General features: G+C 64.7%; 18 protein-coding genes. 3 read left to right on the forward strand and 15 right to left on the reverse strand.

Annotated features, from left to right (window positions below):
- Positions 1-312: a hypothetical protein gene (locus K288_RS0108305; protein WP_027579113.1), complete on the forward strand. Its 312-nt coding sequence runs from the start codon at positions 1-3 to the stop codon at positions 310-312.
- A gap of 49 nt (positions 313-361) precedes the next feature.
- Here K288_RS0108305 and K288_RS0108310 read toward each other — a convergent pair whose 3' ends face one another.
- From K288_RS0108310 to eno, 6 genes are all read right to left on the reverse strand, one after another.
- Positions 362-1,873, reverse strand: a complete 1,512-nt coding sequence (locus K288_RS0108310; protein ID WP_027579114.1) for an ATP-binding protein — start codon at positions 1,871-1,873, stop codon at positions 362-364.
- Positions 1,874-1,999: 126 nt separating this feature from the next.
- Positions 2,000-2,965 (reverse strand): GAF domain-containing protein, encoded by a 966-nt coding sequence (locus K288_RS0108315; protein ID WP_027579115.1) that lies wholly within the window; start codon positions 2,963-2,965, stop codon positions 2,000-2,002.
- A 199-nt stretch (positions 2,966-3,164) separates the two neighbouring features.
- Positions 3,165-3,482, reverse strand: coding sequence for a septum formation initiator family protein (locus K288_RS0108320; RefSeq protein ID WP_027579116.1), 318 nt, complete (start codon positions 3,480-3,482; stop codon positions 3,165-3,167).
- Between the two features lie 99 nt (positions 3,483-3,581).
- The gene (locus tag K288_RS0108325) at positions 3,582-4,133 is read right to left on the reverse strand and encodes an NADPH-dependent FMN reductase (protein ID WP_027579117.1); all 552 of its coding nucleotides are present in this window, start codon (positions 4,131-4,133) and stop codon (positions 3,582-3,584) included.
- A gap of 231 nt (positions 4,134-4,364) precedes the next feature.
- Positions 4,365-5,501 (reverse strand): zinc-binding dehydrogenase, encoded by a 1,137-nt coding sequence (locus K288_RS0108330; protein WP_027579118.1) that lies wholly within the window; start codon positions 5,499-5,501, stop codon positions 4,365-4,367.
- Between the two features lie 194 nt (positions 5,502-5,695).
- Positions 5,696-6,979 carry a phosphopyruvate hydratase gene (eno, locus tag K288_RS0108335; protein WP_027579119.1) on the reverse strand — a complete coding sequence of 428 codons (1,284 nt, stop codon included), beginning with the start codon at positions 6,977-6,979 and terminating at the stop codon, positions 5,696-5,698.
- Positions 6,980-7,145: 166 nt separating this feature from the next.
- Between eno and K288_RS0108340 the strand changes: the two genes are divergently transcribed.
- Together K288_RS0108340 and queF are read left to right on the forward strand one after the other, a co-directional pair.
- A complete protein-coding gene (locus K288_RS0108340) occupies positions 7,146-8,147 on the forward strand; it encodes a lyase (RefSeq protein ID WP_027579120.1) in 1,002 nt (333 codons plus the stop codon).
- A gap of 99 nt (positions 8,148-8,246) precedes the next feature.
- On the forward strand, positions 8,247-8,699 hold the full coding sequence (gene queF, locus K288_RS0108345) for a preQ(1) synthase (protein ID WP_027579121.1): 453 nt from the start codon (positions 8,247-8,249) through the stop codon (positions 8,697-8,699).
- 43 nt (positions 8,700-8,742) lie between these two features.
- Here queF and K288_RS0108350 read toward each other — a convergent pair whose 3' ends face one another.
- The 9 genes from K288_RS0108350 to kdsA all read right to left on the reverse strand — a co-directional run bounded on the left by K288_RS0108350 (position 8,743) and on the right by kdsA (position 18,424).
- The gene (locus tag K288_RS0108350) at positions 8,743-9,276 is read right to left on the reverse strand and encodes an NADH-quinone oxidoreductase subunit B family protein (RefSeq protein WP_027579122.1); all 534 of its coding nucleotides are present in this window, start codon (positions 9,274-9,276) and stop codon (positions 8,743-8,745) included.
- Between the two features lie 8 nt (positions 9,277-9,284).
- A complete protein-coding gene (locus K288_RS0108355) occupies positions 9,285-10,796 on the reverse strand; it encodes an NADH-quinone oxidoreductase subunit C (protein ID WP_027579123.1) in 1,512 nt (503 codons plus the stop codon).
- A gap of 17 nt (positions 10,797-10,813) precedes the next feature.
- Entirely contained in the window at positions 10,814-12,265 is a 1,452-nt protein-coding gene (locus K288_RS0108360; RefSeq protein WP_027579124.1) for a hydrogenase 4 subunit F, read from the reverse strand.
- The gene (locus K288_RS0108365) at positions 12,262-12,930 is read right to left on the reverse strand and encodes a hydrogenase-4 component E (RefSeq protein WP_130580437.1); all 669 of its coding nucleotides are present in this window, start codon (positions 12,928-12,930) and stop codon (positions 12,262-12,264) included. The genes K288_RS0108360 and K288_RS0108365 overlap by 4 nt, the downstream gene beginning before the upstream one ends.
- A complete protein-coding gene (locus K288_RS0108370) occupies positions 12,930-13,886 on the reverse strand; it encodes an NADH-quinone oxidoreductase subunit H (protein WP_027579126.1) in 957 nt (318 codons plus the stop codon). Before K288_RS0108370 ends, K288_RS0108365 begins: the two co-directional genes overlap by 1 nt.
- Positions 13,877-15,892 (reverse strand): hydrogenase 4 subunit B, encoded by a 2,016-nt coding sequence (gene hyfB / locus K288_RS0108375; RefSeq protein ID WP_027579127.1) that lies wholly within the window; start codon positions 15,890-15,892, stop codon positions 13,877-13,879. Before hyfB ends, K288_RS0108370 begins: the two co-directional genes overlap by 10 nt.
- Positions 15,893-15,894: 2 nt before the next feature.
- Positions 15,895-16,209 carry a helix-turn-helix transcriptional regulator gene (locus K288_RS0108380; protein ID WP_027579128.1) on the reverse strand — a complete coding sequence of 105 codons (315 nt, stop codon included), beginning with the start codon at positions 16,207-16,209 and terminating at the stop codon, positions 15,895-15,897.
- A gap of 136 nt (positions 16,210-16,345) precedes the next feature.
- Positions 16,346-17,554 carry an MFS transporter gene (locus K288_RS0108385; protein ID WP_027579129.1) on the reverse strand — a complete coding sequence of 403 codons (1,209 nt, stop codon included), beginning with the start codon at positions 17,552-17,554 and terminating at the stop codon, positions 16,346-16,348.
- Between the two features lie 18 nt (positions 17,555-17,572).
- On the reverse strand, positions 17,573-18,424 hold the full coding sequence (gene kdsA / locus K288_RS0108390; protein WP_027579130.1) for a 3-deoxy-8-phosphooctulonate synthase: 852 nt from the start codon (positions 18,422-18,424) through the stop codon (positions 17,573-17,575).
- Positions 18,425-18,438 lie beyond the last annotated feature (14 nt).

Genomic DNA, 18,438 nt, shown 5'->3' on the forward strand with positions numbered 1-18,438 from the left:
TTGGCGCACCTTGTCGAGATCCAGGCATGCCAGGACCTTCCACCCGTGCTGCACGTGCGGGTGGGAGACATGCTGATGTTCGGGGCAACCGGCGGGCGCGTTCTGGAAGGCGGGACGACCGTCGAACTCATGGGGGTCTTCTCGCCCGGCGTGGTCTCGGATGACGGCCGTGTGCTGAGTCCGGCCGGACCGCCGACCAGCGCGTTGTTTCGCGCGCTCCAATCCGGGCAGGCCCGCATCGAGCTGATCAGAGGGGATCCATGGCAGGGCACGCCAGAAAGGCGCGAGATCGCGATTATCGTCACCGCCTGAGGATCAGCTACCGGGCGGAGCGCTGTCTAAACCCTACCGGCCCCTCGCATCACAGCGACGCAGTGCTGCAACTTGGCTCCGCCGGCAGCTCCTCGGCATTCGGGTCGCCTGGAGCTGTCGCCCAGGCCAGCTCGACGAGTGTCACGATCCTTCGACCTGCACCGTCAAGCTGGCAGACGATGAGGCCCTGATCCTCGATATATGTCAGCAGACGCTGGGCGCGGCGCAACGAGTGTGAGCCATAGGCGCGCGCAATCGCTGCATCGCTGGGGCACGGCCAGCCCTCCTTCGCCGCGCGGGCGATCATCATGAAGACGCCCTGCATGTCCTCCGGCAAAATGGAGGCGCGGAGCGAGACATCCTGCCACGCATCATCCTCTACCAGATCGGAGCCGAGTCCGGCACGGGCGCGCGTCAGCATGCGGCGGAAGTCATTCAGGTCCGGCACCGCCGAACCGAGGCCTTCGATCCGGCAGCGGACCACGAACTCCTGATAGAGAACGCCGATGGCGCGGAACCCCGCATCGGGTTCGGCCAGGACCGCACTGAGGATACGATCCACCTGCTCGCGCCGCTCGGCCAATTCCTCATCGCTGATTGGCAGCTCGATCGCCTCGGGACGGATATCTGGCGCCGCGGATTTCGCCGCCCGGAGTTGCTCGAGAAGATCCGGCGCCGGCCGGCGCTGCGGCCGGCCAGCCTCGGGCGGCGGCGCTGCCAGGATCACGGCGCGCGCGTCTTCCAGCGTCGCTTCCGGCAGCGGCAGCAGGCGCGGCGTTGCATTACGCGCGTGGGTATCTGTTGGACCAATGCGCAGCCCCAGGGGACGGCGGGACAGCGCCGGACCCAGCGCCATGAATTGTCCGCGCTCCAGGTCCCGGAAGGCCTCCGCCTGCCGCCGCTCCATGCCGAGAAGATCGGCGGCGCGCGCCATGTCGATGTCAAGGAAAGTTCGACCCATGAGGAAATTGGACGCCTCGGCCGCGACGTTCTTGGCGAGCTTTGCTAGCCGCTGGGTTGCGATGATCCCGGCAAGCCCACGCTTGCGGCCGCGGCACATCAGGTTCGTCATGGCGCCGAGCGAGAGCTTACGCGCCTCGTCCGAAACCTCCCCGGCGATCGCCGGCGCGAACAGTTGAGCCTCGTCCACCACCACAAGCATCGGGTACCAGTGGTCGCGCTCGACGTCGAAGAGTCCACCGAGGAAGGCGGCGGCGCGGCGCATCTGGTTCTCTGCGTCCAGCCCCTCGAGATTGAGCACGGTGGAGACGCGATGAATGCGCGCCCGCTCGCCGGCAACCTGCAGGCCTCGCTCGGTATGGTCCTCGGCGTCGATCACGAGGTGACCGAAACGATCGGCCAGCGTCACGAAGTCGCCTTCGGGATCGATGATGGCCTGTTGCACCCAGGCGGCACTCTGTTCAAGCAGCCGGCGCAGCAGATGGGATTTTCCGGAGCCCGAATTGCCCTGAACCAGGAGGCGGGTCGCCAGCAATTCCTCGAGGTCCAGAACAGCCGGGGCGCCGGCCGTCGTGTGCCCCATCTCGATCGCAACGGTCATGTCCCGACTCAAACTCTCCTTGCGGAGAGGGGCTTATCAACCTGATCACAGCCCGTCGAGCGCCCCACGGCCAATCAGCCAGTGTTCCACACAGCGTCCACCGCTCAGCCCGAATCGCGTTCCTGCTTAATGCCCCTTGAGGTCGAAGCGCTTCAGTTTTCGGTGCAGGGTGGCGCGGCTGACGCCGAGCGCCTTCGCCGCGGCCGAGACATTGCCCTGCGCACGGGCCAGCGCCCGCTGCAGCGCCGCGCGCTGCGCGTCGCCGAGGTGCTCGCAGCGCCCTTCCCGGCCCTCCAGCAAGTCGGCGGCCGGAAGCGGCCGGAGCACGCGGTCGGGCGGGATACCCAAGGCCAGCCGCGCTGATCGCGTCGCGCCGATCACGAGATCGTCGCTGTCGATCGCCAACAAGCCGCCGCCATGAGCCTCGGTCGGCGGTGTCAGCACGATCCGAGCATTCGCAAAGGCGCTGCGGAACAGCTCGGCCTCGATCCGCCGCGCCGCCTCACCGGCGGCGAGCGCAATCAGGCTGGCGAACGCATCGGTGCGGTCGGCGCGGCACGAGGAGACATCGAGTACGCCGACAAGCCTTGCGTGCTCGTCGTAGATCGGGGCAGCGGTGCAGCTCAGCAGCGTGTTGCGGGTGAAGAAATGCTGTTCGCGGTCAATGGTCAGGACGCGCTGCTCGACCAGGCAGGTGCCGATGCCATTGGTACCCTCATGCTCTTCGTCCCAGAGCGCACCGGTCCACAAGCCCCAGTCCTCGAAGGTGGAATCATCAGCTGCGTGGCCTCGCCGCTCCAGCGGGATACCGTCGTGGTTGGCGAGCAGCACGCAGCAGCCGGCAGCGCCCACCGCCTGGTACAGCCGGTCCATACTGGCTTGCGCCGCGCGCAACAGCGGCGCGACGTGCTCCCGCGCCTGTTGGAACTCGGCCCCGGTCAGCCGTTGCGGCGGCCGCGTTCCGGCGGGATCAAGCTGATGCAATCGGGAAGAGCGTCGCCATGACGCCACAAGCGCTGATCTCGCGGCCTGGCCGGATTCGATCGCGGCCTCGACGCGGGCCGCGTGATGAGCGAGCTTAAGCTCCTTCATCCCGCTGATACTCCCTCCCTTAACCCAATAAATAGGGCATGCGGACCATGGCTTCCTTGACCTTCGTCAAAGTCAGTCACGGTAGGAGCTGGACCGCCATCGCGGGGCTCGCCGGCGTTTGATGCGTTCTTTTTTTGGCCCAATAGGGCTACGGCGCTCGAAACGCTTCTACCCTACGGCAATTGGGACGGCTCGACAATTAATTCGATTTGCTGACCCGGACCAGGTCGCGCGGGTTGGCATAGTCGAGCTGGAAGCGGGCGCGCTCGTCCAGCATGTCGGGGTCGAGGCTCTCGGAGCGGAGCAACGAAACGCGCTTCTCGCCTTCGACGCGTTCCTTCTTCAGCCGCTGCAATTCGGAGGTCAGCGCGATGATCTCCTGGTCGAGCTCCTGTCGCGCGTTCAGGCCGTATTTGCCGGTATAGGCGTTGACGCCGAAATAGCCGATCATCAGGGCCGCCATCGTATAGAGGGCGAGCCCGGTCAGGATCGATTTGAGGCGCGTGCGGGAGACCATATCGCCAGCTTGGGACGCCGCGGTTAATGGACCCCTAAAGCCTTTGTTTTCGCACCTATTCTTTTCGCAAAACTGGCGACCACTTTTGCGGAATAGGCGCTATTTGTTGTGCTTCTCGATGTGAGCCGAGAACGCGTCGATGTACTGCTGCAGCACCTGCCGCAGCGCGTCCTTGGTGACCTCGCCATTGGCGTCGAAGGCGTCGCCGATCCCGGTCAGGTAGATCTCCGGCTGCTGCAGGATCGGACCCGCAATCCCCGGCAGGATGTTCTGCAGGTGCTTGGCAGCCGACACGCCGCCGAGCGGTCCCGGCGAATTGCTGACGATGCCGACCGGCTTGCCATTGAACGAGCTCTTGCCATAGGGGCGCGAGCCGACATCGATGGCGTTCTTCAGGGCGCCGGGGATCGAACGATTGTATTCCGGTGTCACGAACAGGATGCCGTTCGACTGCTGCAGCTTCTCCCGGAACGAGAGCCAGTCGGCCGGCGGGTTGGCCTCGAGGTCCTGGTTGAAGAAGGAAATGCCAGCGGGAGTGATGACGTCGAGCTTCAGCGAGGACGGCGCGAGCTTGGCCAGCGCGCGAGCAACCTTCAGCGAGAAGCTTTCCTTGCGCAGGCTGCCTGCGATGGTGACGACGGTATAGGCCATTTGGTTTCCCTTTGATCGACGAGTTCGACGGGCGACTTAAGCCGCCGCGCTGAAAAGAATGCAAGTGCATGAACCATGCAATTGCGGAAACACAGCGTTCGCGGAAATGAGCCCGGCGGAAAACGGTGGGCGCCCCCTCGCCCGGGTGGAGCGGAACGCGCAACCCGGGACATCTGCATCAATGTCTACGAAGGTCCCGGGTTACGCTGGCGCTTCACCCGGGCTACGGCACTACTTGTTCGGATTGATCAGGAATTTTTCGCCGGTGGCGCGCTTGGCGTAGACCGCGATGTTGGGGAGCGACAGCGCTTCCGGTAGCGACACCACCTGCGTGTAGTGGCTTGCAAAGGTGGTCTTGAGTTCGTCGACCACGCGCTGGCGCAACCTTGCGAAATCCGCCGGCGGCAACTTCTGCAGGAAGTAGGTCAGGAGCCAGCCGCCGACGCCCCAGGCCATACCGAAACTGCGCAGCAGTTCGACCGGACCGGTGTCAAGGCTGCCATAGATATAGACCTGCTTGTGCACGGCCGAGCCGTAGCGGTTGTATTCCTTGGCGGTCTTGTTGATGGCGACTTCCATCGCATTGAGGATCTGGCCGGCGAGCTTGCCGCCGCCGATCGCGTCGAAGGCGATGGTGGCGCCGGTCTCGACCAGCGCATTGGTGAGATCGTCCACGAATGTCGGCGCGGAGGAATCGACGACGTGTTTGGCGCCGATCTTGTGAAGGATGTCGGCCTGCGCCTTGCTGCGCACGATGTTGACCAGGGGAATGCCGTCCTTGAGGCAGATCTTGTTCAGCATCTGGCCGAGATTGGAGGCGGCTGCCGTATGCACCAGCGCCTTGTGGCCCTCGCGCCGCATGGTCTCGGTCATGCCAAGCGCAGTCAGCGGATTGACGAAGCAGGAAGCGCCTTCCGCAGCCGTCGCGCCCTCGGGCAGCACCAGAACGTCCCTCGCCCGCGCCACGCGATACTGCGCATACATCGCGCCGCCGAGCAGCGCGACCGTCTTGCCGAGCAGCGCCTTCGCCGCATCCGACGATCCGGTCTTCACGACGACACCGGCGCCCTCATTGCCGACCGGCATCGATTGATCGAGCCGCGCCGCAAGCCCGACAAGCGCCGCTTGCGGCACCTTGGCGGAGATGACCGGAGCTTCCTTGGTGCCGGAGGCTTTTGCGGTCGAGAGGTCCGCAGGGCCGATCAGAAGCCCGAGGTCGGACGGATTGATAGGCGTGGCCTCGACGCGGACCACGATCTCGTCCGGACCGGGTTCGGGGGTTGGCACCTCTACAAGCGAAATTTCCAGCTCGCCACTCTTCTTGATCAACGAACGGAGCTGAAGCCCAGTCTTGCCGTCGGATGCCATCGTACCCCTCCCTTACTTGTTGTCCGGCCGCCTTCAGTTAGGCGGGCTGGCTGAAACAAACAAGGGCCGAAGCTGCGTAGCCCGGGTGGAGCGCAAGCGTAACCCGGGGCCGCTGGTGAACGTTGAGGCCGCGGTCCCGGGTTGCGCTTCGCTTCACCCGGGCTACGAGACCAAGTCGACGTTCGCGAGCTGCCCTATGCCAGCGCCCTGAATGCCGCGCGGCCGGCGTACTTTGCCTGCTTGCCGAGCTGCTGCTCGATGCGCAGCAACTGGTTGTACTTCGCGGTCCGGTCGGAGCGCGCCAGCGAGCCGGTCTTGATCTGTCCGCAATTGGTGGCGACCGCGAGATCGGCGATCGTGGAGTCTTCCGTCTCGCCGGAACGGTGCGACATCACCGAGGTGTACGCAGCCTTGTTCGCCATCTCGATCGCGGCAAGCGTCTCCGTGAGCGTGCCGATCTGGTTGACCTTGATCAGGATCGAATTGGCGCGACCATTCTTGATGCCGTCGGCAAGGCGCGTCACGTTGGTGACGAACAGATCGTCGCCGACGAGCTGGCACTTGCTGCCGACCAGGTCGGTCAGTTCCTTCCAGCCTTCCATGTCGTCTTCGGACATGCCGTCCTCGATGGTGACGATCGGATAGCGCGAGACCAGATCGGCAAGATATTTCGCCTGCTCGGAGCGCGAGCGCGTCTTGTTCTCCCCGCTGTAGACGTACTTGCCGTCCTTGAAGAATTCGGTCGAGGCGCAGTCGAGGCCAAGCATGACGTCATTGCCAGCCTTGTAGCCGGCCTTGCCGATCGCGTTCATGATGAAGTCGAGTGCGGCGTCCGCAGTCGGCAGGTTCGGCGCGAAGCCGCCCTCGTCGCCGACATTGGTGTTGTGGCCGGCCTTCTTCAGTTCGCTGCGCAGCGTGTGGAAGATTTCCGAGCCGCAGCGCAGCGCTTCGGCGAAGGTTTCGGCGCCGACCGGCAGGATCATGAATTCCTGGAAGTCGATCGGGTTGTCCGCATGCACGCCGCCATTGATGATGTTCATCATCGGCACCGGCAGCGTCCGCGCCGAGGTGCCGCCGACATAGCGATAGAGCGGCATGTCGAAGGATTCGGCGGCCGCCTTGGCGCAGGCGAGCGACACGCCGAGGATGGCGTTGGCGCCGAGCCGGCTCTTGTTCGGCGTGCCGTCGAGGTCGATCATGATCTGGTCGATCCGAACCTGGTCCTCGACCGCATGATCGCTGAGCGCCTCGAAGATCTCGCCGTTGACGGCGCCGACCGCCTTCTGCACGCCCTTGCCGAGATAGCGCGCCTTGTCGCCGTCGCGCAGTTCGACGGCCTCGTGCGCGCCGGTGGAGGCGCCCGACGGCACCGCAGCGCGGCCGATCGCGCCGTCCTCCAGCACCACATCGACCTCAACCGTGGGATTGCCGCGGCTATCGAGAATTTCGCGGCCGATAATGTCGACGATGGCGGTCATGTGTGCACTTCCTCAGGTGTGGTTCTGGTTGGATGCGCTGCGTCATACACGGCATGCAGGCAAATGTGAACGCTGACGCTACGACACGCATCTGACGCGGCAATGTGGTATGTTTATGCTGATCTTCGCGTTCCAACCCATTGTTTCACAAAGCCGGGGTAACGCAATGAATCGTCGCCAGTTTCTCGCTTCGAGCGCCGCCGCAATCTTGGCCGCGCCCAGCGTGTTGCGCAGCGCCCGCGCCCGAGAGGCCCAGGCGGGCGCGTTCCCTGTGAAATATTTCCCGGTAGCCCGCGGCATGGGCTCGCGCGACGTCACGCCGGCCCCTGACGGCAGCATCTGGTTCTGCGGACAGCGCAATGGGAAGCTCGGCCGGCTCGATCCGCGGGACGGCACCTTCAAGCTGATCGACCTCGGACAGGGCGCCGCGCCTCACGGCGTTATCCTTGGCCCGGATGGCGCACCATGGATCACCGAGGGTGGGCAGAACGCGATCGCCCGCGTCGACCCAGGCGATCATAAGGTGAGGTTGTTTCCGCTGCCCGAAAAATTCGCCTACGCCAACCTCAATACCGGCGTGTTCGACAAAAGCGGAATCTACTGGTTCACCGGTCAGTCCGGCTATTACGGCCGGCTCGATCCCAAATCCGGCGAGATGAAAGTATTCGAGGCGCCGAGGGGTGTCGGCCCTTACGGCATCACGGTCACGCCGAAAGGCGATGTCTGGTACGCCTCGCTTGCAGGAAGTCACATCGCCAGGATCGATCTCGCGACGGGGCGAGCGAGCGTGGTCGAGCCGCCCACGCCGAAGCAAGGCGCGCGGCGGATCTGGTCGGATTCACGGAGCCGCCTTTGGATCAGCGAATGGAACAGCGGCCAGGTGTCGATGCACGATCCCGCCGATGGTTCCTGGAAGGCCTGGAAATTGCCGGGCGACAACCCGCGCGCTTACGCGGTTTATGTCGATGACAAGGACAAGGTCTGGCTCACCGACTTCTCGGCCAACGCGATCGTGCGTTTCGATCCGCTGACGCAGGCGTTTCGCTCGTTCCCGAGCGACAAACCCGGCGCGAATGTGCGGCAGCTTGACGGCCGGCCGGGCGAGACCTGGGGCGGCGAATCCGGCAACGATCGCCTCGTCATGATTCAGACGGCGGCGCCGGCATAGGTCCGGTGCCAGCCTGTCCGCGCTCGTCCGCTTGCGCCTTGAAGGTTGACGAACAACCCCGCTTGCGTCCATGTCAGCGATCCCCGAAGGACAGATTTCATGGCGCAAAGACCCCTGCAGCTCGGCCGTGCCGTCAAATGGCCCGACACTCCGGACAAGGCCGTGCTCGACCGTGTACCCAATCCGCAAGCAGGCACCGACTACCTGGTGCGGTTCGCGGTGCCGGAGTTCACCTCGATCTGCCCGGTGACGGGCCAGCCGGACTTCGCGCATCTCGTGATCGACTACGTGCCGGGCCGCTGGCTGCTCGAGTCCAAATCGCTGAAGCTCTACGCCGCCAGCTTCCGCAATCACGGCGCCTTCCACGAGGACTGCACGGTGATGATCGGCAAGCGGATCGCAAGCGAGATCAAGCCGAAATGGCTCCGCATCGGCGGCTATTGGTATCCACGCGGCGGCATTCCGATCGACGTGTTCTTCCAGACCGGCCGCCTGCCCAAAGGCGTTTGGGTCCCCGACCAGGGCGTCGCGCCCTACCGCGGGCGGGGCTGAACCAACTCTCTTCGCGGTCACAACTGAAGTCGTTCCCGGCCCCTCAACTGGAACTGCCATTTGCGGCCGCGCGATCAAGCAGAGAGAGAAGTCCCTGCAGGATCTTGGCGGGCGACGGCGGACAACCGGGAATATGGAGGTCCACGGGAACGACCTGGGAGACTCCCCCGACGACCGCATAGCTGCCGGCAAAGCATCCGCCATCGCGCGCACAATCGCCGACCGCGACGACCCATTTCGGATTGGGCGTCGCATGATAGGTTCGCTCCAATGCCTCGCGCATGTTCTTCGTCACCGGCCCGGTCACCATCAGCACATCCGCGTGGCGTGGCGAGGCGACGAAGCGGATCCCGAAGCGCTCGACGTCGTAATAGGCATTGCTGAGCGCGTGGATCTCGAGCTCGCAGCCGTTGCACGAGCCGGCGTCGATTTCGCGGATCGACAGGCTTCTGCCGAGCCGCTGCCGCGCCGTCCTCTGGAACGCCGCCGCCAGTTCGTCGACGGCGACTTGTTCGGGCGACGGCGGCTGCTCCGCGAGCGGGCTTCGGAACAGACTCTGGAAGAGAAGCTTGCGCATGTCTTCTCCTAAACGTCATGCCCGGAATAGGAGCAGTTGAACGATTTGTTGCAGAGTGGAAAATCCGCGACGATGTTGTTCTCGATGGCTGCTTCCAGCAGTGGCCACTGAAACCAGGATGGGTCGCGGAGATAGCCGCGGTCGATCCGGCCGTCGCTGAGCCGGAGCCACACCATGATGTCGCCCCTGAAGCCTTCGACCAATCCCATGCCCTCTCGGGGCGCGGCTTCCGATGGGACCGGCACGTGCAGCGGGCCTTCGGGAAGGCGGTCCAGGATCTGTCCCGTCAAGGACAGGCTCTGCTCGACTTCGCGAATCCGGATCCAGACGCGGGCGTTCACATCGCCGTCGTCGAGCACCGGCACCTCGAAGCGCAGCACATCATATGGAGCGTAGCCTGGACTGCGACGGGCATCGAACGTGCGTCCGGACGCGCGGCCCACATAGCCGCCCGCAGCATATTGTCTCGCCAGGGCCGCCGTGACGATCCCGGTCGCGACGGTTCGATCCTGAAGCGAGGCCGTGTTGTCATAGAGTTCGATCAATGCCGGAAAACGCCGCCTGATATCGCCGAGCGTCGCGCGGATGGCCGCCCGTCCGCTTGCGTCGAGATCGCGGACGATGCCGCCGGGAACGATGATGTCCCGCATCAGGCGGTGACCGAAGGCAATATCGGCCGCGCGAAGAATCCCTTCGCGCAGCACATTGCAATGGGCTTGCATCAGATTGAACGACGCGTCGTTGCAGATAGCGCCGATGTCGCCGAGATGATTGGCCAAACGCTCGAGCTCCGCGAGCAGCGCACGTAGCCAGACCGCGCGGGACGGCACCTTGAGCCCGAGAGCCGCCTCCACCGCTTGCGAGAACGCGAGCGCATAAGCAACCGTGCTGTCTCCGGAGACACGGCCGGCGAGCCGGACCGCCCGATCGATGTCCGCTCCCGCCATCAACCCATCGATGCCCTTGTGGACGTAGCCCAGACGCTGCTCGAGCCGGACCACGGTTTCCCCGCTTGCACTGAAGCGGAAGTGCCCGGGCTCGATGATGCCGGCATGGACCGGCCCGACCGCGATCTGATGCAGGCCCGGGCCCTCGGCGGAAAGAAACGTGTAGGCTGCCGAGTTGCAAGACGAGGCAACGGAATCGCCGAGCGGATGCCGGACTCCCCACTCGCCATGATCGAGCCATGGACGAACGTCGGGCGAGCCTTCCGCCGCAAGGCCGAACAAATCGGTGATGGTGCGCTCAGGACGAAGTGCCGGCGGGTGATGCCGTCCGATGGACGGAAAACGCCGCTCCGCACATTCGAGGCTGAGGACTGCGATCTCCGCGGCCTCCTCCTCGCGCACCGCCATATGAACCATGGCCTGCTCGCCCCACAGGCCGAGCAGGCTCCATCGGCCGGACGCCAATTCGCCGGCTACGAGAGTCCAGGCTTCGACGTCGACGATCGCTCGGCGCCAGGGAGCATGGTGCTCGGCCGGGCGGCCGGTCAGGACGAGATCAATCAGCGAGGGCATGGCCTGACCTCCTCACTCTATCCCAGAAGCCGCGCCACATGCTGGAACCAGTCGACGAGCGGGCCAGGAAGGTAGATGCCCGCGATCAGCACCAGCGCCAGATGCGCAAACATCGGCAGATAGGAAGCGTCCGCCGGCGCCTTGCTGCCGCGCGGCTCGCCGAATGCGACATTGGTCAGACGAAGGATCAGCGCGCCGAACGCGACCAGGATGCCGAACACGAGCACCAGGGCGAGCAAAGGCTGCCGTGCGAACGTCGAACTCACGACCAGGAATTCGCTCATGAAGATGCCGAGCGGCGGAAGTCCGGCAATCGCCACGACACCCACCACGAGCCCCCACCCGAGCGCCGGATGGGTCACCGTCAATCCCCGTATCCGCGCGATCCGCTGCGTGCCCTTGATCTGCGAAATATGCCCGACCGCAAAGAAGATCGCCGACTTCGTCAGGCTGTGCATCACCATGTGCAGCAGACCGGCAAAATTGGCGAGCGGTCCGCCCATTCCGAATGCGAACACGATGATGCCCATGTGCTCGATCGACGAGTATGCGAACAGGCGCTTGATGTCGCGCCGCCGGTAGAGCATGAACGCTGCGAACACGACGGAAATCAGCCCCATCGTCACCATCAGCGGGCCCGGCGCGATCGCGCCGGGGCTGGCCGCGAGCAGGATCTTGAAGCGCAACAGCGCGTAGAGCGCGACGTTGAGCAGGAGCCCTGACAAAACGGCCGAGATCGGCGTCGGGCCTTCCGCATGCGCATCGGGAAGCCACGCATGCAGCGGCGCCAGGCCCACTTTCGTGCCATAGCCGAGCAGCAGGAAGACGAAGGCAACGTTGAGCAATGCCGGATCGAACTTCGCGGTCTGCCCGACCAATACGGTCCATACCATGGCGTCCGGCCCCTCGCCCACGACCGGTCGCGCCGCCATGTAGACCAGGATCGTCCCGAACAGCGCGAATGCAATCCCGACGCTGCCGAGGATGAAATACTTCCAGGCCGCCTCGAGCGCCGCATGCGTCCGGTAGATGCCGACCATCAGCACCGTCGTCAGCGTCGCCACCTCGACGGCGACCCACATCAGCCCGATATTGTTCGACACGAACGCGAGGTTCATGCCGAGCATCATGGTCTGATACATCGCGTGGTAGAAGCGCAGATAGACCGGCGTCAGCCGCCCGGTTTCAAGTTCATGCCCGATGTAGCCCGCGCTGAAGATACTGGTCGTGAATCCGACGAAGGTGTTGAGGACGATGAAGACGATGTTGAGGTCGTCCACCAGCAGGTACGCCCCGGGCGGCGGACGATCGATCACGAACAGCGACAGCGCCGCAAGGAAGGTCGCCAGACTGGCCGCGATGTTGAGGCGCGCCGTCAGGCGGTAGTCGGGCAACGCCGCGAGCAGCAGCGCTGACGCCGCCGGGATCCACAGCACGGCCGCCGCGGGATCGAACGAGACCCCGGTCATCGCCGCTCTCCCCGGAAGTCGTCGAGCGTGGAGACATCGACGGAATCGAACCGCTCCCGGATCCGGAACAGGAATATCCCGATCACGATGAACGCGATCAGGATCGAGAATGCCACGCTGATCTCGACGACCAGCGGCATGCCCTTGGCGCCGGTGGCGGCCAGCACCAGCCCGTTCTCCAGCGACATGAAGCCGACAACCTGGCTCACGGCGTTGCGGCGCGTCACCATGACCAACAGTCCAAGCAGCACGACCGACAGCGCGAACGCCAGGTCCTCGCGCGCCAGGGGGTCGGCCTCCGGCGTGACCCGCAGCATCAGCACCATCGAGAGCGCCACCAGCCCCATCCCGGCCAGCATGGTCGGACCGATTCCGACCGCGGCCTCGATGTCGCGGTGAATCCCGAGCCGCTGCACGATGCGGTGCAGCGCCACCGGGATGATGATCGCCTTGAAGACCAGCGCGATGGCAGCCGTGACGTAGAGATGCGGCGCATCCTGGATGAAGGCCTGCCAGGCGACCGAAAGCGCGAGCACCACGGCGTGCAGCGCAAACACATTGAGCAGCGAATAGAGCCGGTCCTGGTACAGCATCAGGAAGCTGATCAGGACAAGCCCGCCGGCGAGCGTATGGGAAACGTCGAAGGCGAGACTGTGCAATTGCATCAGAAGCTCCTCGACACGAACAGCAGCAGCGTTCCAAGCAGGCCGAGCATCAGCGCGGCGCCGAGGAACTGCGGAATGCGGAACACCCGCATTTTCGCCGTCGCCGTCTCGAACAGCGCCAGCAGGAAACCTGCGACCGCAAGCTTGACGATATAGGCACCGGTGTCGATCGCGTACGCAACCGGGCCGGAGCCGAACACGGCGATCTTCCACGGCATGAACACGCAGGCGATCAGCGATATATAGAGCAGCAGCTTGAGGAAGGCGCCGAATTCGATCATCGCGAGATGGCGTCCCGAATATTCGAGAACCATCGCCTCATGCACCATGGTCAGTTCGAGATGCGTTGCCGGATTGTCGATCGGGATGCGCCCGTTCTCCGCCAGCGCGACCATGATCAGCGCAATCAGCGCCATTCCAAGCGATACCCGCAATCCGACGTAGGACGAGGCCAGGACGTTTGCGACCGTCGACAGTTGCGTCGAACCGGCCACCAGCGCCAGGCAGAACACCATCAGCAGCATCGCCGGCTCCGCCAGCGCGGCGATCATGACTTCGCGGCTGGAGCCGATGCCGCCGAAGCTGGTACCGACATCCATGCCCGCGAGCGCCAGGAAGAAGCGCGCGCTTCCAAGCAGCGCGACGATGGCGATGAGGTCCGCCGTCCAGTTGAACAGGAGGCCGGTCGCGAACGTCGGCACCAGTGCGGCGGCAACCCAGATCGCGGCAAAGGTCACATAGGGGGTTACGCGGAACAGCCACGAAGCATTGTCGGCGAGCACCACTTCCTTGCGCATCAGCCGCAGCAGGTCGCGATAAGGCTGAAAGACCGAAGCTCCCTCGCGGCGCACCAGGCGAGCCTTGATCTTGCGCACGAAGCCGGTCAGCAGCGGCGCGAGCAGCAGCACCAGCAGCATCTGCGCGCCCTGAATCATGATGTCGGAGATCACGACCATATCGCGAGCACCAGCAGCAGCGTGACGAGCGTTGCGAAAACGAGGCTGAGATAGCGGCGGATGGTCAGGAATTGCAGGCGATTGAGCCACCCGGCGGAAAAGCCGACGGCCTCTGCGATCGGCCGATAGCCTCGCTCCCAGACCAGATCATGCAATTCAATCCTGAGCCGCGCCGGCCTTGTGTCTCCCGGAGGCGGCATCGCGACGTGATCGCGGGCATGGAAGGCGAGCGTGCCGAACACGCGGCGGATCGGCTGGGCGAAGCTTTCGCCGGAATATTGCGCGGCCGGCACGGGATCGGAAAATCCGCAGCCCCAGGCCGGCCCTCGCCTTAGCGCGCGGGAGGCGAAGCGATGGATGAAGAACGCTGCCGACGAGGCGCAGATCGCGATGAACACCATCACCAGCAGTCCGTTATATGAACTGCGGCTGTCCGCGATCGGCACGATCGAAAGCCAGGCTTCGTTGGCCTGGACCGGCATGCGGCCACCGAGGATGTCAATGGTGACGGGCGAAAGCGCGTCGATCACCAGGCCCGGCAGGATGCCGGCGAACAGGCACAAGGCGGCAAGAACGAACATCGCAGTGAGCGAATAGCGGTCGACTTCGCCCGCCGCCTCGGCTGGCGCGCTGCGCGGCCGTCCGAGGAACGCGATGCCGTAAGCCTTGACGAAACAGGCCGCCGCCAGCGCTGCCGCAAGGGCCAGCGCCGCACCGACCGCGGGCACCATGATCTTCAGCGCCCATTGCGGCAGGTCCGGACTTTGCAGCACGGCCTGGAACATCAGCCATTCCGATACGAAGCCGTTGAATGGCGGAAGCGCCGAGATCGCGACGCAGCCGACCAGCATGGCGAAGCTCGTCTTTGGCATGCGGTGGATCAGGCCGCCCAATTTGTCCATGTTCCGCTCGCCGGTCGAGGTCAGCACGGCGCCGGCGCCGAAGAACAACAGGCTCTTGAACAGCGAGTGGTTGAGCACGTGAAACAGCGCCGCGGTGAGCGCAAGCGCGGCCGCCAGGCGGAAGCCGTTGGCCTGAAACGCCAGCGCAAGGCCGAGGCCGACGAAGATCACGCCGACGTTTTCGATGGTGCTGTAGGCGAGCAGGCGTTTCAGGTCCTGCTCCATCATGGCGTAGAGAATCCCCATTACGGCCGTGACGGCGCCGAGGAAAAGAACGATCACGCTCATCCACCAGGTCGGCTGTCCCAACAGATCGAAGACGACACGGATGAAGCCGTAGATCGCGACCTTGGTCATGACGCCGCTCATCAGCGCCGAGACGTGGCTCGGAGCCGCCGGATGCGCCAGCGGCAGCCAGACGTGCAAGGGCACGAGGCCTGCCTTGGAGCCGGCACCGAGCAGCATCAGGATCAGCACCAGTCCGATCGCGCCGGGCGCATGTTGCGTGGCGCGGATGGCAGCAAATCCATAGTCCCCGGCCGGTCCCGCCAGGAGGCCAAAGGCCAGCAGCAATGCCAGCGTGCCGAAGCTTGCCATCACCAGATAGACGTAACCCGCCGCGGCATTTCCGGCTTCGCGGTGATGCGCGAGCACCAGTGCCCATGACGCCAGCGACATGAACTCCCAGCAGAGCAGGAACGAAAACGCATCGTCGGCCAGGATCACGAGGTTCATGCCGGCAAGGAACGCCGGAAAGAACGGAAGCACCCGGTGCGGCTCGGTTTCGTGGTGGCCATAACCGAGACCGTAGAGGCTTGCGGCCGCGCCGCCGAAATTGACGACGACCAGGAAGAAGGAAGCGAGATGATCGAGGCGGAAATGCGCGCCGAGCCATGGCAGTCCGACCGGCAGGACGAGCGCGGACGTTTCCGGCACGCCCCTGATCAACCAGTTCATCGCAACCGCAGTCGCGACGACACAGATGGCCATCGTCATGCCGTAGATAAGGGCGGCGGCGTTCCTTGAGCGGCTCAACACGATCGACAGCACGGCAACCGCCAGGAGCGCCGCGACGCAGGACATCTGGAGAGCGACCGCCGACATCATCAGGGCATCCGACCTCCCGCCACCCTGTCGTTGGAGCGGTCACCTGGCGAGGCATTGTCTGATGCCGCTCGATCCTTCAGCCGCACCCCGCGGCCCTGCCCGCTGCTTGCCGCCCCCTCGTTGATCAGTTCGATCCCGGCTTTCTCGAGCGCGGTAATCAACTTCATCAGCGAATCGACATTGCCGCGAACCACGGTGTCGCTCGCTTCCATGCGTTGGATCGTGGGAACCGACAGTCCGGAGAGATCCGCAAGCTGCCGTTGGTCAATTCCCAACAGACCCCTTGCCGCCCGCATTTGTCCTGCAGTGATCATCAGCCTGGCCGCCGAAGCGCTTCCCAGCGCACATCAAATATCCTGCTTTGATCCTAACAAATGATGTCAGGAAATCAAGAACTGATATCTGAGATATCTTTGTCGCCATGGACGCGCAGATACCGTGAGGGTTCCGTCAGGGTTCGACGTCGGGACGACCGGCGGCGTCCGCCGGGATGCTCTGCTTCAGCAATGTTGCACAGGCCAGTCCCAGCGCGATCATGATTGCGGCCGATGTCAGCAAGGTCGGCAGCTTGCCGGCATGTGCGAGGCCAAAGCCATAGGCGATCGGGCCCACGGTCTGGCCCATGAAGAAGAAGAACGAATGCAGCGACAGCGCGGTGGCGCGCGCCTCCACCGACAGTTCGCTGGCGAACACCTGCAGGCAGCCGTGGATCATATAGAAGCCCCAGCCCATCACCAGGAGGTTCAGCGCCTGGATCTTCCAGCCGGGCCCGAAGGCAACCGCCACAAGCTGCACGCCAACGAGCGTCGCGCCCGCAATCATCATTCCCCTGACGCCGAGCAGTGGGAGAAAGCGCGACACCGTCATGGTGTAGAGCAGGCCGCCCACCGCAAACCCGGCGATGACGATGCCCGCGATCGACAGCGAGGTTTCGCCGAGATCGAACAGGAACGACGCCACGAACGGAAACAGGCCGAGCACGCAGCAGCCTTCGACGAAAACAGCGGAATAGCAGACGGGCGCGTTCGGATTTGTGAGGATGGTGCGGTAGCCATGCTTCAAGGCGGAGAGGCTCGTCTTCGGCGGATGCGCGAGCTTCGCGCCGCGGAAGCCGGCGAGCACTGCAACCGAGGCCAGTACGACCATCGCGCCGAGCACGGCGAGCACGCCGCGCCAGCCGAGGAAATCGCCGATCAGACCGGAGGCCGAAGCGCCCAGGAGGTTGCCGGTCATCGCGCCCGCGAGCGTCCGCCCGATCGCGACCTGGCGCTTGTCGGGCGCCACGAGATCGCTGGTCAGCCCGAGCGCGACAGGAAACACGCCGCCGGAGCCGATGCCGGCGAGGATCCGGCTCGCGAACAGCATCGAGAATGATGTCGACAGCGCGCCAAGAATATTGGCGAGCCCTAGCAGCACCAGACAGATGATCATCAGCCGCGCCTTGCCGAACAGGTCGGCGGCGGCGCCCAGCAGCGGCTGGACGACGGCGAAGGTGAAGGCGAACACGGCGGCAAAGCTTGCGGCGGTGGCGATGCTGACGCTGAACTCGTCGGCAACATGCGGAAGCACCGGATCGAGCGCCCGCGCTGAAAGACTAGCGGCAAAGGTTGCGATCGCAATGATGTTGAGCGCCGGCGGCAGGCGGCCAGTTGCAGTCACGACCTTCGCACCCGCCCCTTAACGCGCCGTCTTCTTGGCCAGCGCGTCGAATTCCATCAGCGTCCTGACGAGCCCTTCGAACTCGCGGAGCGGCACCATATTCGGTCCGTCGGATGGGGCGTGGTCAGGATCGGGATGAGTCTCGATGAAGACGCCGGCAACGCCGACCGCCACGGCCGCGCGCGCCAGAACGGGGACGAATTCGCGCTCGCCGCCCGACGATGCCCCCTTCCCGCCCGGCTGCTGCACCGAATGGGTAGCGTCGAAGATGACGGGCGCGCCGGTGGTGCGCGCCAGGATCGGCAGCGCGCGCATGTCGGACACCAGGGTGTTATAGCCGAAGGACACGCCCCGCTCGGTCACCAGCACGTTCGGATTGTTGGCGCCCGTCAGTTTTGCAACCACATTGGCCATGTCCCACGGCGCCAGGAACTGACCCTTCTTGACGTTGACGACCTTTCCGGTTGCGGCCGCCGCAAGCAGCAGATCGGTCTGCCGGCAAAGGAACGCCGGAATCTGCAGCACGTCGACCGCCGGCGCCACCGCCGCGCATTGCGCGAGCTCGTGCACGTCGGTCAGCACGGGCAGGCCGAGCGAGGACCGGATCTCGGCAAAGATCGGCAGCGCCTGCGCCAGTCCGATGCCGCGCGCGGCGGATGCGCTGGTGCGGTTGGCCTTGTCGAATGACGTCTTGTAGACGAGCCCAACTTTCAGGCGGCCCGCGATCTCCTTCAGCGCGCCGGCCACCTCCAGGGCATGCGCGCGGCTCTCGAGCTGGCACGGCCCGGCGATGATCGAGATCGGCAGATCATTGCCGAACTTGACCGGGCCGACGCTGACGATCGGTGCCGCCGAGAGCTTGGCGTTCAACGGTGTGTCCTTTC

Origin of the sequence: Bradyrhizobium sp. Ai1a-2 (assembly GCF_000426245.1) — a bacterium.
Lineage (GTDB): Bacteria > Pseudomonadota > Alphaproteobacteria > Rhizobiales > Xanthobacteraceae > Bradyrhizobium.

Coding starts and splice junctions, on each gene's coding strand:
- K288_RS0108365 (WP_130580437.1), bottom strand. CDS start 12,930: ATGCAATTGCACAGTCTCGCCTTCGACGTTTCCCATACGCTCGCCGGC.
- K288_RS0108315 (WP_027579115.1), bottom strand. CDS start 2,965: ATGAAGGAGCTTAAGCTCGCTCATCACGCGGCCCGCGTCGAGGCCGCG.
- K288_RS0108325 (WP_027579117.1), bottom strand. CDS start 4,133: ATGGCCTATACCGTCGTCACCATCGCAGGCAGCCTGCGCAAGGAAAGC.
- K288_RS0108330 (WP_027579118.1), bottom strand. CDS start 5,501: ATGGCATCCGACGGCAAGACTGGGCTTCAGCTCCGTTCGTTGATCAAG.
- K288_RS0108370 (WP_027579126.1), bottom strand. CDS start 13,886: ATGGTCGTGATCTCCGACATCATGATTCAGGGCGCGCAGATGCTGCTG.
- K288_RS0108320 (WP_027579116.1), bottom strand. CDS start 3,482: ATGGTCTCCCGCACGCGCCTCAAATCGATCCTGACCGGGCTCGCCCTC.
- K288_RS0108355 (WP_027579123.1), bottom strand. CDS start 10,796: ATGCCCTCGCTGATTGATCTCGTCCTGACCGGCCGCCCGGCCGAGCAC.
- K288_RS0108340 (WP_027579120.1), top strand. CDS start 7,146: ATGAATCGTCGCCAGTTTCTCGCTTCGAGCGCCGCCGCAATCTTGGCC.
- K288_RS0108310 (WP_027579114.1), bottom strand. CDS start 1,873: ATGACCGTTGCGATCGAGATGGGGCACACGACGGCCGGCGCCCCGGCT.
- K288_RS0108380 (WP_027579128.1), bottom strand. CDS start 16,209: ATGATCACTGCAGGACAAATGCGGGCGGCAAGGGGTCTGTTGGGAATT.
- K288_RS0108360 (WP_027579124.1), bottom strand. CDS start 12,265: ATGACCGGGGTCTCGTTCGATCCCGCGGCGGCCGTGCTGTGGATCCCG.
- queF (WP_027579121.1), top strand. CDS start 8,247: ATGGCGCAAAGACCCCTGCAGCTCGGCCGTGCCGTCAAATGGCCCGAC.
- hyfB (WP_027579127.1), bottom strand. CDS start 15,892: ATGTCGGCGGTCGCTCTCCAGATGTCCTGCGTCGCGGCGCTCCTGGCG.
- eno (WP_027579119.1), bottom strand. CDS start 6,979: ATGACCGCCATCGTCGACATTATCGGCCGCGAAATTCTCGATAGCCGC.
- K288_RS0108350 (WP_027579122.1), bottom strand. CDS start 9,276: ATGCGCAAGCTTCTCTTCCAGAGTCTGTTCCGAAGCCCGCTCGCGGAG.